Genomic DNA, 13,808 nt, shown 5'->3' with positions numbered 1-13,808 from the left:
GACGATGCCGTTATCCCGGTGATTTGCCCGACGTGTCAAACGGCGCGCGTTACTGCGGCGCTGGGTTGACCGGATGAACGGGCTTTGGCACGGGTGGCTCAGGCTCCACCTCCAGCTTCGGTTCGGTGGGCATGACCTTGGCGCCGGCTGCCCGAGCAGCTTCACCGGTGGAGCTGTAACTCGTCATAAAGGCCGGCTGCATCTTCGGCTTGTTCCATGGCCCATGGTCGACGATCAGCATGCCGAGCACGCCGAGAACAGCGACTGCAATCGCAACCTTCAGCGGCGCGCCACCAGGTCGACTCAGACGATCTTCCGTCAAAACCTTCACCATATGAAAGCCCGCGTTGATGTCCTCTGACGAGATTAAATCCCGACGAGCACTAAGGTTCCTCATCGATAGTAACGTGATAGCTTGCGGGAACAAATGTCCTGACTGCGCATTGTCACAACGTCAGCCGTTGCCCGGCAAGTGCCGAGCGACAAGTGAGTTGCAAAACGTGAAAATTGAACCCACAGAGCCATCGCAGCCCGGCATGGCGGAACGCGCCATCGACACCGCGACCGATGTGTCACGCACACTCACGGAAGTGTCCGCCGCGCTGCAGGCCGCGGTCGGGCGTCTCAGCGACGCGATCACGACAGCACGGCAACCGGGAATGCCGCTCTCGACCATCAGTGCGATTACGCGCGAAGCGCCGCTGGCCAGCCTGTGCGTCGCCTTCCTGTTCGGTGTTGCGATCGGACGTCGCCGCTAGTATGCCATCTCAAAACTTGAGTATGCCATCTCAAAACTTGCCTTTCGTCGAATCTTTGGCGGCCGATATGACGCCGCCGGTGATCTGACGCATATGTTCCCCGGCGTTGGTGAACTGGCTGCGCAGGAATTCGGACTGGATCCGCATCGCTTCCTGAAGGTCGGTCGCATGGACCAGCTTTCGGGCATGCTCGAACGCAGCCTTCATATTCTGTTCGGTGAACGATAGCGCCTGCCTGGAAATTTCCGTACCCGCGCCGGGCATCGACGTCATGGACTTTCCGGCGGCATCGAAGAACATGCCGAACGCCTTTTCTGCCTGATCGATGGTTTTCTCGGCCAGATCGCGCAGCTCGGCCGGGACTTCGAGTTTCGGTTCAGTCATGGTCGCTTCTCCAATGTCGACTTTGGGAGGTTAGCACAATTCCCGGCTGCGTCTGCGCCGGAATGGACCGACTTGCGGGCATGGACTTTGGCGGCCGGTGCAATCCCAAGGAATGATTTCCTTCCCGCGCGGTCCGTAGCCGTACGGGTGCAGCGACCGATTCCAATGGTGGCAACAGTGTGGCATAGTGATTCGCGTTAGGGTTCGATTGTCGGTGGCGTTGCGTCTCTGGTTTAAGTCTCTTGGGGACATGGAGATAAAATGCTGCAAACGTTTCGGCCGACGCCAACCTGCACACGGTTTCAAACCAGCATAGAAATGCCCTGCATGAAATGCGGCGCACAAATGCGGCTGGCCATGATCGAGCCGCGCGACCAGAATTATGACGTCTTGACCTACCGCTGCACGCCTTGCGACTCCGGCGAGAGCTTCCTGAAGGCGCGCTGACTACGCTCCGTTCAACACGGCGATTCCAGCCGGCGTCAGCACGAGCCCTTCGTCGCGCACGTCGACCAGGCCGAGGCCCGTCAATGTCCTCAAATCTTCGTCGCTGACCGGGGACATTTTCAGCCGGCGAGCCTGAATATCCCGCAACGTCCAGCGAAGGTCGATTGCCTTCTCGAGGCTGAATTGAGCGAAAGGATTTTCTGCCATCGCCTGCGACTACTTGACCATGGGAGATCAGACTCGTGTTTGGCGGCGCCGTCCTCGGCGCCCCTGATAATGCGGAAATGCCCGCCGGGTTCCCTGACGAGCGACCAACTCCGGAAATGGCAGGGCTAGTTTCAGGCGAAAGACCCGGCGCGGCTGCCCTTCTCAATAGCGATAAGGTTCGATATCCAGCAGTGGAAAGGCGCTGAACACGCTCGGCAGATTCGTCGCGGCCGCCGCATGCAGGTAAGACTTGTCGAGTTCGGCAAGGCTGGTGACGCCGAGCAGCCCGAGGCAGCGGATCACCTCATCTTCCAGCAGATCCAGCATCCGCACGATGCCGGCTTCTCCCTCGGCTGCGAGTGCCCAGCATTGCAGGCGGCCGATGCCAACCAGATCAGCCCCTGCGGCGATCGCCTTCACGATGTCGGTGCCGCGGCAGAACGACCCGTCGACCATGATCTTGGCGCGGCCGGCAACGGCGTCGACGATTTCCGGCAAGACATGCATCGCACCGCGTCCGTGGTCGAGCTGGCGGCCGCCGTGGTTCGACACATAGATCCAATCCACGCCATGATCGAGCGCGATCGCTGCATCTTCCGCGGTCGCAATACCCTTGATCACCAGCGGAATTTTATACTTGTCCTTGATCAGCTTCACCGTGCGCCATTCCAGCCCCTTCTGGAAGTCGCCGCCGGTCGCCCGGATGCGGCTTTCTCGGACATACCGCTTGGCGATATCGCGCTCGCGCCGACTGTAATGCGCCGTGTCGACAGTCAGGCAGAATGCGGCATAACCGTTATCAATGCTGCGGCTGACAACGTCTTCGACAAAGGCGTCGTCGCCGCGGACATAGAGCTGGTAAATGCGCAACGCGTCGGGCGCGGCCTTGGCTGTCGCCTCAAGCCCCGGCTCCGACACCGAGCTCAACATGTGAGCCGCGCCGAACTGACCGGCTCCCCGCGCGACTGCCGCGCCTGAATCGGGATCGAAAATCTCGAGCGCGCCGACGGGCGCAATCATGACCGGCAGGCGCAAGCGGCGGCCGAAGACTTCGGTCGAGGCGTCGACCTCAGCAACATTACGCAGCACCCGGGGCCGGAACGCAATCTCGTCGAGCGCCATCCGGTTGCGGCGCATGGTGGTCTCCGTCTCCGAGGCGCCGACGATATAGTCCCATGCGTTCTGATTGAGCCGGGAGCGGGCTTTTCGGATGAATTCATGGAGATTCTGGAATTCTTCACCGCTGGCGCCGAGTTCGACATTTCGCGCCGGCCGTAGGGGGCTCCCCTCATTCATGTTGCTTCTCTCCCGTTTGGCGGCACATTAGCCGCAGATAAACGGGAAAAGCTACCGCTTTGAAACGGGTTAGGCGTCGTACAAATGCAGGGATGTTATTCGTTTGCGCGAGGGATCGGAGTGGATTGGGAGTTTCCTGCCACCGAAACCAGGGAAGCAACCGGAAACGCCGCCATCGCGGCCAGCACACCGATGAATCGCGATCTCGCATCCAGCATGCCATGGCAGGAGATGTCGATAATGATCAACGGCGGGAGTTTGTGAAGCCGGCGCTGCATGACCGAGGAGCACGCCGGAGATACCTCTTGTCCAGAAACATTCCCTGCCCTTGATGGCGCGGCGTGAACGGCGCGATGAAAAACGGCGACGCCGGGTTATACTCATTCGACCAAACGATTAAGATTGCGTGCGAACGAACGGCCCCGCTCCACCCTTGGGCCGTCTCGCCTGAACCGACGGTTCATTCATCAAAAGCAACGAACGGATGATGCCTCCCAAGGACGTTTGGGTTACGTGGCCGAATTGGGATCGTAGAACGTCCCTCAGGGCGAGCTGAAGAGCGGACCGCCCTCGCTCACCCGGGCTCAATCTATCGTCCGAGGCTGGGATTTTGGGCCCGATGCAGGGAATGGCCGCTCTATTCTCCGCATAATTTGCGGGTAACAGCCTTGCGGATGCGGAGAAAATAGCTGGTATATCCTCCGCAAAAGCGGATAATATTGAATTATATTTCCCAACTACCTGATCGGCCTCACTTTTCGTGGGATTCGAACACCCTGGCAAAGCAGTGCCGCGGTTCGGCTGTGGCAGGGGCAGCCAAATCTCAGTTTTCGCCGCACTGTGTGTGTTTTAAACGTCGCGCCGCTTTCGAGACGATTTGAGTTAACTGCCTCCGCCAACATATCAAAAGGTTCGCGGAAGGTGCCGACCACCTCGCCATCCCCCAGGTGCAGTTCGATAGCAGAAAGTTCAGCAGGCGGCGTTTTTCGCGTGGCGCCTGCGCGGCGAACAAATGCTGAGCGTTGCGGGCGAGGTCGAGCAGCGCGACGCCCTCGTCCTTGTGGGATTTATCGGCGCTCTGGTGTCGCACAATTTCGCGCTGGCAGCGGTTCTATTCCTCGCGCCACTGGATCGACATTCTCTCGCCGAAGGCGGCGCGGCCGGTCTGCTTGGCGGTTTCAACGTCAATGGATTCTTGCGCCACCGCAAAGCCGTCCGCCGAGGCATATTCCTTGAGCAGCTTCAATTGCGCAGGGCTGGAGAAGCCTTCCTTCTCCTGCTCGTTGGAGGAAACGCGGGCATAGATCACGGCCTGCTTGCGGGCGGGATCGGCGGCGAGTGCGGGCCTCGAAACTCTTTTCATTCGTTTAGTGCAACCTTAACAGTACATCAGGCAGCGGTTATCACGATGTTATACCGGCCGCGGCCAGATCGTTGCGCCGCGCCGCCAGCGTCATGGCCTCGCGGGCCGGCGTGCGCGACATGAACTCGGTGATCAGGGTCAACGCCATGAGGATGACGGCGCCGGCCAAGGCGGTGACGCCGATCAGCCAATGGAACGCGAAACAGATCGCGAGATAAAACGGCAGCTACGGCAAGATCGAAGAACGCGCCCGGCCCCATGCTGCCGAGGAACGAGCGCAGGGTGGACGGCCGATTAATACATCCGCTCAAATTGACCTGTGGCGCGATCCGTATTTTTCCGCTAGCGTCGTCCCGTGAACGCGATGGAAGCAGGCAGCGCCCGCAGGCGCCGTTAGCGAATAACTCGCGAACGGGGATACGGGGAAGTGGCCGATATTGGTGAAGCAGCGGTAGTCCGTCGTGCATTGACCAAGGATGCCACGCAAGCGCCTGCGCCGACGGTAAACGCCGGCGAAGCGTTGAGACCGCTCACCGACATATCCGCACTCGGATGGCGCGCGCTCGCTGAACGCGCCGTCGAGCCGAACGGCTTTTTTCTCCCGGATTGGGAACTGGCAGTCAACGCATCCGCACGCGGTCGCACCGGGGTCTCAGCGCTCAGCACGGGGAGCGATACTTCCAGATTGGTCGGTCTCGTGCCCGTCATTTCGATGTGGCGCGCCTACAAGATTCCCCTGCCCGCGCTCGTCAGCGCCGATCCCTATGGCACGCTTTGCACGCCGCTGCTCCACCGCGACACGCCGGAAGAAGCCGTCACGGGTATTCTGCAGCAGGCCCGGCGGGCCGGCGCGCATGCGCTCTTGTTCCGCGCCACCTCGCTCGATGGCGCGGCCATCAAGGCTTTTACCGACGTGCTGCGTCGCGACGGCATGGCGCCGCTCGTGTTGCAATCGCATGTCCGCGCCTGCCTCGACGCGTCAGGTGACGCCGATGACGTGCTGCGCGAGGCACTCGGCGCAAGGAAACTGAAGGAACTGCGCCGCCAGCGCAACCGCCTCGCCGAGCACGGCCCCGTTCATTTCGACGTGGCGCGCACGCCCGCCGAAATTGCTGCCGCGGTGGAAACATTCCTGATGCTGGAAGCCAGCGGCTGGAAGGGCAAGCGAGGCACCGCGCTCAGCCAGGACGACGGCGATGCGGCCTTCGTCCGCCGTGCCACATCAGCGCTGGCCGAGACCGGCCAGTGCGAGATCGTGAGTTTACGCGCGGGCGAGACCGCGGTGGCAGCAGCGATCGTGCTGCGGCATCAGGACCGCGCCTTCTACGTCAAGCTCGGCGTCGACGAGCGCTTTGCGAAGTTTTCGCCCGGTGTGCAGTTGACGCTGGAGCTGACCCGGCACCTCTGCGCCGACCCGGCCATAGCTATGGTCGATTCCACCGCGAACGCCGATCATCCCATGATCAATCCGATCTGGCGCGGGCGCCTTGCGATCGGCGACGTGCTGATCCCGCTGCGAAAGGGCGATCCGGTCGTCCCGCTGATCCGCGCTGCGCTTGCGCTGCGCGGCGCGGCGCGATCCGCGAGCCGGCTTGTACATTTGCAGAGAAAAAGTCAGGAGAAATCCTCATGATACCCTCACATCAGTCGCGCCCATGATCACGGCCGATCGTGATGCGCTCCGGCGCGACTTTCCGCTCAAACCGTTCGCGATCCGTCACAAGCTGGCCGGCCATCCGCTGCTGACGCTGCCGCGTATCGCGCAGTTGGCCTCTGAATTGCCGCGCGACCTGATCGAATATAATTCCGGCAAGGTCGCGATCAGCCAGGATCCGGACGCGATTGCTTCCGTCGACCTCGATCCGGTCGAAGTGGTGAAGAGCATCGAAACCGCCGGCGCCTGGATGGTGCTCAAGCGCGTGGAGAACTCGCCGGAATACCGGACATTGCTGGAGGACACGCTGCTGTCGGTCGCTCGCGCGCGCGGCTTCAGCAGCCTGGCTGACGCCGGCTTCGAGCAGGTCGAGGGCTTTCTGTTCGTGTCCTCGCCGAACTCGACCACGCCATTCCACCTCGACCCCGAAGACAATTTCTTCGTTCACATCCACGGCGAGAAGTTCTTTACGATCTTCGACAATGCCCACCGTTCGATCGTTTCCGACGACGAGATCGAGCGCTCGATGACCAAGCATCGCAACCTGAAATACGACGAGAGCTTTGCGCCGCGTGGCAAGGAATTCCATCTGTTCGCGGGCGATGGCTGCTACGTGCCGTACCAATGGCCGCACTGGGTGCGCACCGCAGGTTCGTTCTCGATCTCGATGGCGATCACCTGGAAGACGCGCGAAGTGCGGCGGCTGAACGACCTGCACTTCTTTAATTCGATGCTGCGCGGCATCGGCCTGCCGCAGCAGCCTCCCGGCAAACAGCCGGCGCTCGATGCGCTGAAGCTGGCGTTCTATCGCACGGTGACGACGGCTATCAAACCGCTGCGCGCCTCGATGGCGATGCGCCGCGTGCTGCGTGTTCCCCGTCAGCACCGATGAGACAAGCTGAGAGTTAGGAAGGTATCCGGCCAGATCCCGCGGCGATTATCAAGGCTACCGAAGCAGGCTTCACGACAAAATCTGCCCCAGGCAATCAGGGCATCAGTCTAGACTACTTGTTGAGCACTGTCGTAGAGTGGAATGGCGGGACCGTATCGTTCTATTCGCTAAGAGCGATTGTAAGGTTTGGCCAAGGCTAGACAGCTTCGAGGGAAAACTTACCTCGAGCAAAGGGCAACGATCGAGAAGTGCTCGCCCGATACGGCCTTGCGCGACAATCGGGATCTCGTTGACCAGAGCATCCTCGCCAAGGACGAAGACGACGGTAGAGCACGAGCTATTCCCTCGTCACCGCTTGAATGTGGCTCCATGACACACTTTGCTTTTCTTTGATGTCAGGCGCACACACCGTGTACATCGCCTTCCAAATCAGAGATATTAACTCGCGGACTTAAGCGGGCCTTGCCAACAAGCTTTCCTGCAGAACAAGCCGCCGCCGGGTGGCCCCACCCTGGTCAACAAGCGCAGATCAGACTGCCTGTAATTCAGTGATGCCCATTCGTGCTGCGAAATTACAATCTCGCTCTACGTTCGTTGCTAAACACGACGCCCCCGAGATGAATCATGTTCCGGGACGAGACCCGCACCGTCATCCTGCGAGATCGCAATGGCTGCGAGTACCGTCCGGTTGCTGATTTCAAGCTTCTGAAAGATGTGATGAAGATGCACCTTGATGGTGCCGTCGGTAATGTTCAGGCGTCGGCCAATTTCCTTGTTCGACAGCCCTTCGGACACCAACCGCATGATCTGGCGCTCCCGGTCTGTCAGCACAGCCAGCGCGTTCCCCGTGATCGTAGTGTGCTCCCGAAGTGCGGCCTGATCGACTGTGGGCAGCGGCAACAACCGCCGGCCTCCCGCCACCTGGCGCAAGGACTGCACGAGAATTTCGGGCGCCACATCCTTTGAAATGAAGCTGTAAGCGTCGGCCGCGGCTGACATGACCAGCTCACGTTCCACTTCAGATGAGGTGAAAAAGACGAACCGCGTGGGAGGATTCTCGGCATTTACGATGGCGAGGATCTCCGGCCCGCTCACGCCAGGCATCGAGCCATCGAGAATAGCAATGTCTGGTGCTAGATTCCGAATTGCATCAACGCAGTCCGGACCATCATTGCAAGATGCAACAATCTTGAAATCGGGGTGGGCCCCCAGCACGTTGCTCAAGCCCTGCAAAACTACGGGATGCCGATCGGCAATCACGACGGTAATACGACGCATTGGGCAGTCCTCAGTCTGTCCCCGCAGTCTTCAGTCTGTCCCCAATGTAAACCCCGCGTCCCCAGCCTTGTTCATCTCCCCCTGCTCGATGCCGCATTAGATCAGCATATATCGACCATGACGGCATGGCTAATGCCGCACCGCAAAAAAAACGAACGCAGCGAGGGGGTTGGCTTCCCTTTGCCGGCGCTTCTCCAAGATACTCTGCCATTCCTGGAAGACGAAGCGCCCATAGAGCTGCTCTCCACCCCTTTAAGCGCTAGCGGATGCAAGTAGTAGCTTCGGTCGAAACTTTGCAATTCTCGATAGACATCGCACTTTTGACTCGCTCAGAGAATGTCGCGAACACCTGAAGAAGGGCGGTTGCTATTATGAACGACATACCTCCGCACATAACGGAAGGCTTATAACCGAAGATATATAGGGATAATGGCAATTTGAATCTAACATTCATAAACGCCTTTTAAATTTTGGGCCTCGAAATGCATCAACTTAATGTTGTGAAAGGAGAATAATTCTACCCGACCACAGCTGCCAAATTCTAGACAAGACGACTAAGAAGAAGATTCAATCGATCGAAAAACCGCTAGTTTCAAGGACCGGAATTACCGCGTCTGCGGAATTGTTGATATTGTCAATTGCGTAATGGCTGGGAGAGTGAAATGGCGAGGCGGCAAACTTTTGCAACGTTCATCGTCGGGAAAAGCGTTCTAATCAGAGAGGGAATTGCTAGAATTTTAAGCGCGGCAAATTTTCGCACCCTGGCATCGGTGTCATGCGCTGATGATTTGTCGCCGAGCAAACTCCAGTCGCACCCATTGCTGGTTCTCATTGTCCATTCGGGCGATGATTTCGAAGGCGCGGTTGAACAAATCGAGCTCTTGCGGGAGCGGAATCCAAAAGCACGCATTGCGGTGGTGGCCGATCACTACCGGCTAGACGAGATGGTTTCGGCATTTCGGGCAGGCGCCAGCGGCTATTTCATAGACGTCATGACGTGCGATGTATTCGTCAAATCCATCGAACTGGTGATGATGGGCGAAACAATCTTCCCGCCGGCATTCATGTTATCCATTCTTCGCTCTGAAAGCAACCACTTCGCCAAGACGGAGCCACGCAACGATAATGATCGGGTGATCGCTTTCACGACAGAGCGCAGCATCAATTCGCAACAATTGTCCCCCCGGGAAAAATCAATCATGCAATGCCTCATCGCGGGCGATTCCAACAAGTGTATAGCGCGCAAAATCGATATCGCGGAGGCGACCGTGAAGGTCCACGTTAAGGCGATCCTTCGCAAGATCCGAGTTCAGAACCGAACCCAAGCGGCAATTTGGGGGATGAACAACGGTTCACTGGTGCGACCGATTAACGCCGGCTGCAATACAAGCGGACAATTTTCGGATTCGCTCCCGATTGTTTCCGATATCAAGCAGATCGAGGGTTTAGTACGACCAGAGTTGATCGATCAACCCACAAATCGCGTGAAGGCTCCCATTGGCCGCCTGATACGCAACGGGCCAGCGCGGCTCGGCAAATAGAGCGGAATTACACCGAAACTGTCGATTGGGACTGGCCAGTCGCAAGCGGCCTTGTGAAGGACAGGATCGACGTCAGCGGCGCTCCAGCCCTCGAGGTTCACCGCGATTTGGATTGATTTGCCCGTTATACGCCGCTCTACTACTTCAGCATCGAGTAACACCTCGTCGATAAATACCTAGATGCCCTCACAAGAGCGTCGATATCAAGCACATGGACGTCATCACGGATGCAAGCTCCGTCAGCGTTCATCGCAAATTCCGCATGACCAGGGTTGCGAGCGCCGCAAGATCGTCGGGCACCGGACGCCGCTACCTGAACACAAGCATAAGCTGTCTGAATATCGCGGGCTCTGGCTGGATTGGTCATGACCGCGCAAGTACCGAATGGAAAGCTCCGACATGATTTTATTGACCGGAGGCGCTGGCTACGTTGGGTCCCATGTCTCTGTCGCGTTGCTTGACGCTGGGCTCAACGTCGTCGCAGTCGACAACCTCTCCAACAGCAGCGAGGCGTCTCTCGAACGTGTACAAACCATCTGCGGACGATCGCTCGTCTTTCGACATGCCGACATCTGCAATGAAGAGGCGATCTACGAGATACTGCGCGCTTACGAAGTGACCGCTGTTATTCACCTCGCGGGGTTAAAGGCGGTAGGCGATTCCAACATTCGGCCCATGACCTATTACGAGAACAACGTCTTGGGAACCATGCGGCTTGTGTCAGCCATGACGAGAGCAAGCGTAAAGACACTCGTTTTTAGCTCGTCCGCGACCGTTTATGGAACTCCCACGTACCTTCCGCTGGACGAAAAGCATCCTGTCGGACCGACAAATCCGTACGGCCGCACAAAGCTTTTTATCGAAGAAATACTAAAGGATCTCTATAGGTCCGACGACGATTGGCGGATTGGTGTTCTGCGCTACTTCAATCCAGTTGGCGCGCATGAAAGCGGGCTCATCGGAGAAGACCCTCTGGGCGTTCCGAACAACCTTTTGCCGTTTGTGGCGCAAGTGGCAATCGGAAAGCGTGAGGAACTACACATTTGGGGAAACGACTATGATACTCCGGATGGCACAGGAATCCGCGACTTCATTCATGTCGTGGATCTTGCATCCGGACATCTAAGTGCTTTGAGCCACCTGAAACAGCCCGGCGTACTGACCGTCAATCTCGGCACAGGAAACGGCAGCAGCGTCCTGGAAGTGGTTCGGGCATTCGAGGTCGTGAGCGGCAGACCAATTCCCTATGTCATAGACGAACGCAGGGTCGGTGATGTCGCAATCTGTTACGCTGATCCGACGCTCGCGAGGAGACTATTGGGTTGGACATCAAGCCGATCATTGACGCAGATGTGTACCGACCATTGGCGTTGGCAGATGAAAAACCCGAATGGCTATTGTGGCGCCTAGGTCTTGACGATTCCAGAACAATCGCAGCCTGTTCATTGAAATCGTCCACGTATAGCGCGGCCTCGCGGCCGCGACAGGCAAGCGTCGAAATACGGTCGTCGAGCGTCTGCCCCAACGTAGCAGGCGCCACTGCTCAATAAGGCTGTCTCGGACACTTTCCGTGTTCGTCCAAATTGGTGCTACCGACGCAGCGCCTCAATCCGCGCTTTCGCCTCCTTGATTCCTGCGGCGTCGGCTTTCGCGTAGAGGTCTTGCGCCCTGACCGCATCGCCGCGCGTTCCAAGAGTTCCCCATTTGGCAAGGATCAACGGATCATAGGTTTCTGCGAGCGAGAAGCTTGCCTGGACGCTACCCATCTCGACGGCGCGCTCCAGCACAATCCGTGCCGCGCCTATGTCTCCCTGCCCGAGCAGCGCGCTCGCACGCGAAAGCAACGCTGCCGCCACCCCGGCTTTCTTGGAATTGGGCTGGGCATCGCTCTGAACGCTCGCCGCCGGTGATCCGTCGGCGACTGACTTCGCATTTTCCGTAGGCTTGTCCCGCGCGATCGCGCCAAGCGTCACTGCACTGGGTGCAAGCTGTTTCGCAAGCGCGAGATCCCGCTTGAGCTGTTCGGCCCGAGCCCGCTCCTGCTGCAATGAGCTGCGCAACGAGGCTGAGTCGCGCTCCGCTGTCTGCCTCGTCCGCGCGACCTCCTCGCTCGCCTTGGCCGCCAAGGCAGCCTGCGTATCGAGATCGCGGCGTGCGGTTACGAGGTCCTGTTCCAGCCGCGTCGTCTGATCGCGCCCGTCCTGTGCGGATTTGCGAAGCGACGGCGCACCGTTGGCAGCCGCCCGTCTGAGTTCGGCCGCCTCGTCTTCAACTTTGCGGGCGTGAGCCTCATATGCATAGAGCGCGCTGCGCGTCATCGAGAGGCCTTGCGCAAGTGCGTCGGCCCTTTCGCGCTCCTTCTGCATCGATTTCCTCAGCTCGGCAGCATCTGCTTCCGCCGCCCGCTTCGCCCGCGGAACTTCTTCGGTTGCCTTTGCTGCCAGTGCCGTCTGGGTTTCGACGTCGCGCCGCGCCGTTGCAAGATCCTGCTGCAGCCGCGCGAACCGCTCGCGCTCCTGTTGCAGAGATTTCTGCAGCTCCGCTTCGCTGCTCTCGCTTGCCTGTTTCAGCCGGGACGCTTCCTCGCTTGCCTTCGCCGCCAGTGCCATCTGGGTCTCGGCGTCGCCCCGCGCCGCCGCAAGGTCCTGCTCCAGCCGCGCGGACCGCTCGCGCCCCTGTTGCAGAGAGTTCTGCAGCTCCGCTTCGTTGCTCTCGCTTGCCTGTTTCAGCCGAGACCCTTCCTCGCTTGCTTTCGCCGCCAGTGCCGTTTGGGTCTCGACGTCGCGCCGCGCCACCGCAAGATGCTGCTCCAGCCGCGCGGATCGCTCGCGCTCCTGTTGCAGAAGCTTCTGCAGCTCCGCTTCGCTGCTCTCGCTTGCTTGTTTCAGCCGGGACGCTTCCTCGCTTGCTTTCGCCGCCAGTGCCGTTTGGGTCTCGATGTCGCGCCGCGCCACCGCAAGATGCTGCTCCAGCCGTTCCGACCGGTCGTGCTCGTCCTCTGCAGATTTGCAAAGCGATGGCGCGCCGTTTGCCACGGCCTGCCTGAGCCCCGCCGCTTGGTCTCCGGCTTTTCGGGCCTGAGCTTCGTACGCATAAATCGCGCTTCGCATCATCGAGAGGTCTTGCGCGAGGGTGTCGGCCCCTTCGCGCTCCTTCTGCATCGATCGCCTCAGCTCGCCGGCACCGACTTCCGCCGCCTGCTTCCGCTGCAGAATTTCCTCGGCCGCCTTCGTAGCCAGCGCGGTCTGGGCCTCGACATCCCGCCGCGCTGCCGCGAGATCCTGCTCCAGCCGCGCGGACCGCTCACGCTCCTGTTGCAAAGACGTTTGCACATCCGCCGTGCCGCTCTTCCCCACCTGTTTCAGCCGGGACGCTTCCTCAACTGCCTTCTCCACCAGCGCGGTCTGCGTTTCGACGTCGCGCCGCGCGGCCGCAAGAGCCTGCTCCAGCCGCTCGGCCCGATCGTGCTCCTGCTCGAGGCGTTGCAGCAGTTCGACGTCGCGCCTTGCAATCGTGAGGTCATCTAACAGTGTCTCCGCCCAGTGGTGTTCCCGTTCCGGAGCGTGTCCTGCATCGCCGGTCGTTGCTTGCGCAACCTGTACCGATTTGTCGTTGCTGTCCCTGCCCGGCGGCAATGGCCCAAATTCGCCATAACCCGCGATTCCATCGGAATCGAAATTGCGGGCAGCCATCGCATGTTGTGCATCCGCCAGGTGCCGCGCGTGATCCGGGGTGGACTGGGTTTCCGACGCCCATGTCATGGCAAGCATGGTCGCGGCTATCCATGCAGTCGCGGATCGACCCTGCGTGGGCAGATGCTTCATTGTCTTCTGCGCAACGGACGCTTCGTCCGCTTCGCTGCGCGAGCCACCCGCGACGTCGCAGGCGGTCTTTACTTTCTGGTTGAGAATGATGGCGCGCACCATAGGAATCCCCGTCGCACGGTGGGTGACAAGGCCTGTTGCGATGCGTCATTATGCGCGTTGGC

The 13,808-nt window shown here is 59.6% G+C and carries 13 protein-coding genes and 1 pseudogene; 6 read left to right on the top strand and 8 right to left on the bottom strand.

The genetic code is table 11. The features are described from left to right. Nucleotides 1-49: 49 nt before the first annotated feature. Nucleotides 50-331: a hypothetical protein gene (locus IVB22_RS04190; protein ID WP_374207489.1), complete on the bottom strand. Its 282-nt coding sequence runs from the start codon at nucleotides 329-331 to the stop codon at nucleotides 50-52. A 205-nt stretch (nucleotides 332-536) separates the two neighbouring features. On the opposite strand from IVB22_RS04190, the gene IVB22_RS04185 reads away from it, so the two are divergent. Then, nucleotides 537-758 (top strand): hypothetical protein, encoded by a 222-nt coding sequence (locus IVB22_RS04185; RefSeq protein ID WP_247516935.1) that lies wholly within the window; start codon nucleotides 537-539, stop codon nucleotides 756-758. A gap of 30 nt (nucleotides 759-788) precedes the next feature. Here the strand turns inward: IVB22_RS04185 and IVB22_RS04180 are convergent, their stop codons facing one another. Next, a complete protein-coding gene (locus IVB22_RS04180; RefSeq protein ID WP_161856013.1) occupies nucleotides 789-1,142 on the bottom strand; it encodes a phasin in 354 nt (117 codons plus the stop codon). 261 nt (nucleotides 1,143-1,403) lie between these two features. On the opposite strand from IVB22_RS04180, the gene IVB22_RS04175 reads away from it, so the two are divergent. Continuing rightward, a complete protein-coding gene (locus IVB22_RS04175; RefSeq protein WP_247516052.1) occupies nucleotides 1,404-1,589 on the top strand; it encodes a hypothetical protein in 186 nt (61 codons plus the stop codon). On the opposite strand, the gene IVB22_RS04170 is transcribed toward IVB22_RS04175, so the two are convergent. The 4 genes and pseudogenes from IVB22_RS04170 to IVB22_RS04155 form a co-directional block, all read right to left on the bottom strand. Beyond that, nucleotides 1,590-1,796, bottom strand: a complete 207-nt coding sequence (locus IVB22_RS04170; RefSeq protein WP_247516051.1) for a hypothetical protein — start codon at nucleotides 1,794-1,796, stop codon at nucleotides 1,590-1,592. A gap of 162 nt (nucleotides 1,797-1,958) precedes the next feature. Further along, a complete protein-coding gene (locus IVB22_RS04165) occupies nucleotides 1,959-3,092 on the bottom strand; it encodes an alpha-hydroxy acid oxidase (protein WP_247516050.1) in 1,134 nt (377 codons plus the stop codon). Between the two features lie 1,111 nt (nucleotides 3,093-4,203). Continuing rightward, nucleotides 4,204-4,455 carry a recombinase family protein gene (locus IVB22_RS04160; protein WP_247516049.1) on the bottom strand — a complete coding sequence of 84 codons (252 nt, stop codon included), beginning with the start codon at nucleotides 4,453-4,455 and terminating at the stop codon, nucleotides 4,204-4,206. Between the two features lie 55 nt (nucleotides 4,456-4,510). Further along, a pseudogene (locus IVB22_RS04155) lies at nucleotides 4,511-4,736 on the bottom strand (type I secretion system permease/ATPase); the annotation flags it as partial. A gap of 146 nt (nucleotides 4,737-4,882) precedes the next feature. On the opposite strand from IVB22_RS04155, the gene IVB22_RS04150 reads away from it, so the two are divergent. Beyond that, a complete protein-coding gene (locus IVB22_RS04150; protein WP_374207463.1) occupies nucleotides 4,883-6,088 on the top strand; it encodes a GNAT family N-acetyltransferase in 1,206 nt (401 codons plus the stop codon). Nucleotides 6,089-6,110: 22 nt separating this feature from the next. Further along, on the top strand, nucleotides 6,111-7,001 hold the full coding sequence (locus tag IVB22_RS04145) for a cupin-like domain-containing protein (RefSeq protein WP_247516048.1): 891 nt from the start codon (nucleotides 6,111-6,113) through the stop codon (nucleotides 6,999-7,001). 597 nt (nucleotides 7,002-7,598) lie between these two features. Here IVB22_RS04145 and IVB22_RS04140 read toward each other — a convergent pair. After that, complete coding sequence (locus tag IVB22_RS04140; protein WP_247516047.1) at nucleotides 7,599-8,279, bottom strand: response regulator transcription factor; 681 nt, start codon at nucleotides 8,277-8,279, stop codon at nucleotides 7,599-7,601. A 662-nt stretch (nucleotides 8,280-8,941) separates the two neighbouring features. Between IVB22_RS04140 and IVB22_RS04135 the strand changes: the two genes are divergently transcribed. After that, on the top strand, nucleotides 8,942-9,820 hold the full coding sequence (locus IVB22_RS04135) for a response regulator transcription factor (protein ID WP_247516046.1): 879 nt from the start codon (nucleotides 8,942-8,944) through the stop codon (nucleotides 9,818-9,820). Between the two features lie 399 nt (nucleotides 9,821-10,219). Further along, the gene (galE, locus tag IVB22_RS04130; RefSeq protein WP_247516045.1) at nucleotides 10,220-11,230 is read left to right on the top strand and encodes a UDP-glucose 4-epimerase GalE; all 1,011 of its coding nucleotides are present in this window, start codon (nucleotides 10,220-10,222) and stop codon (nucleotides 11,228-11,230) included. Nucleotides 11,231-11,409: 179 nt separating this feature from the next. Here galE and IVB22_RS04125 read toward each other — a convergent pair whose 3' ends face one another. Then, nucleotides 11,410-13,746: a hypothetical protein gene (locus IVB22_RS04125; protein ID WP_247516044.1), complete on the bottom strand. Its 2,337-nt coding sequence runs from the start codon at nucleotides 13,744-13,746 to the stop codon at nucleotides 11,410-11,412. Nucleotides 13,747-13,808: the final 62 nt, after the last annotated feature.

The organism is Bradyrhizobium sp. 190 (assembly GCF_023073415.1).
Lineage (GTDB): Bacteria > Pseudomonadota > Alphaproteobacteria > Rhizobiales > Xanthobacteraceae > Bradyrhizobium.
The sequence above is the reverse complement of the archived record's forward strand: the minus strand, read 5'-3'. Positions and strand labels throughout refer to the sequence as shown.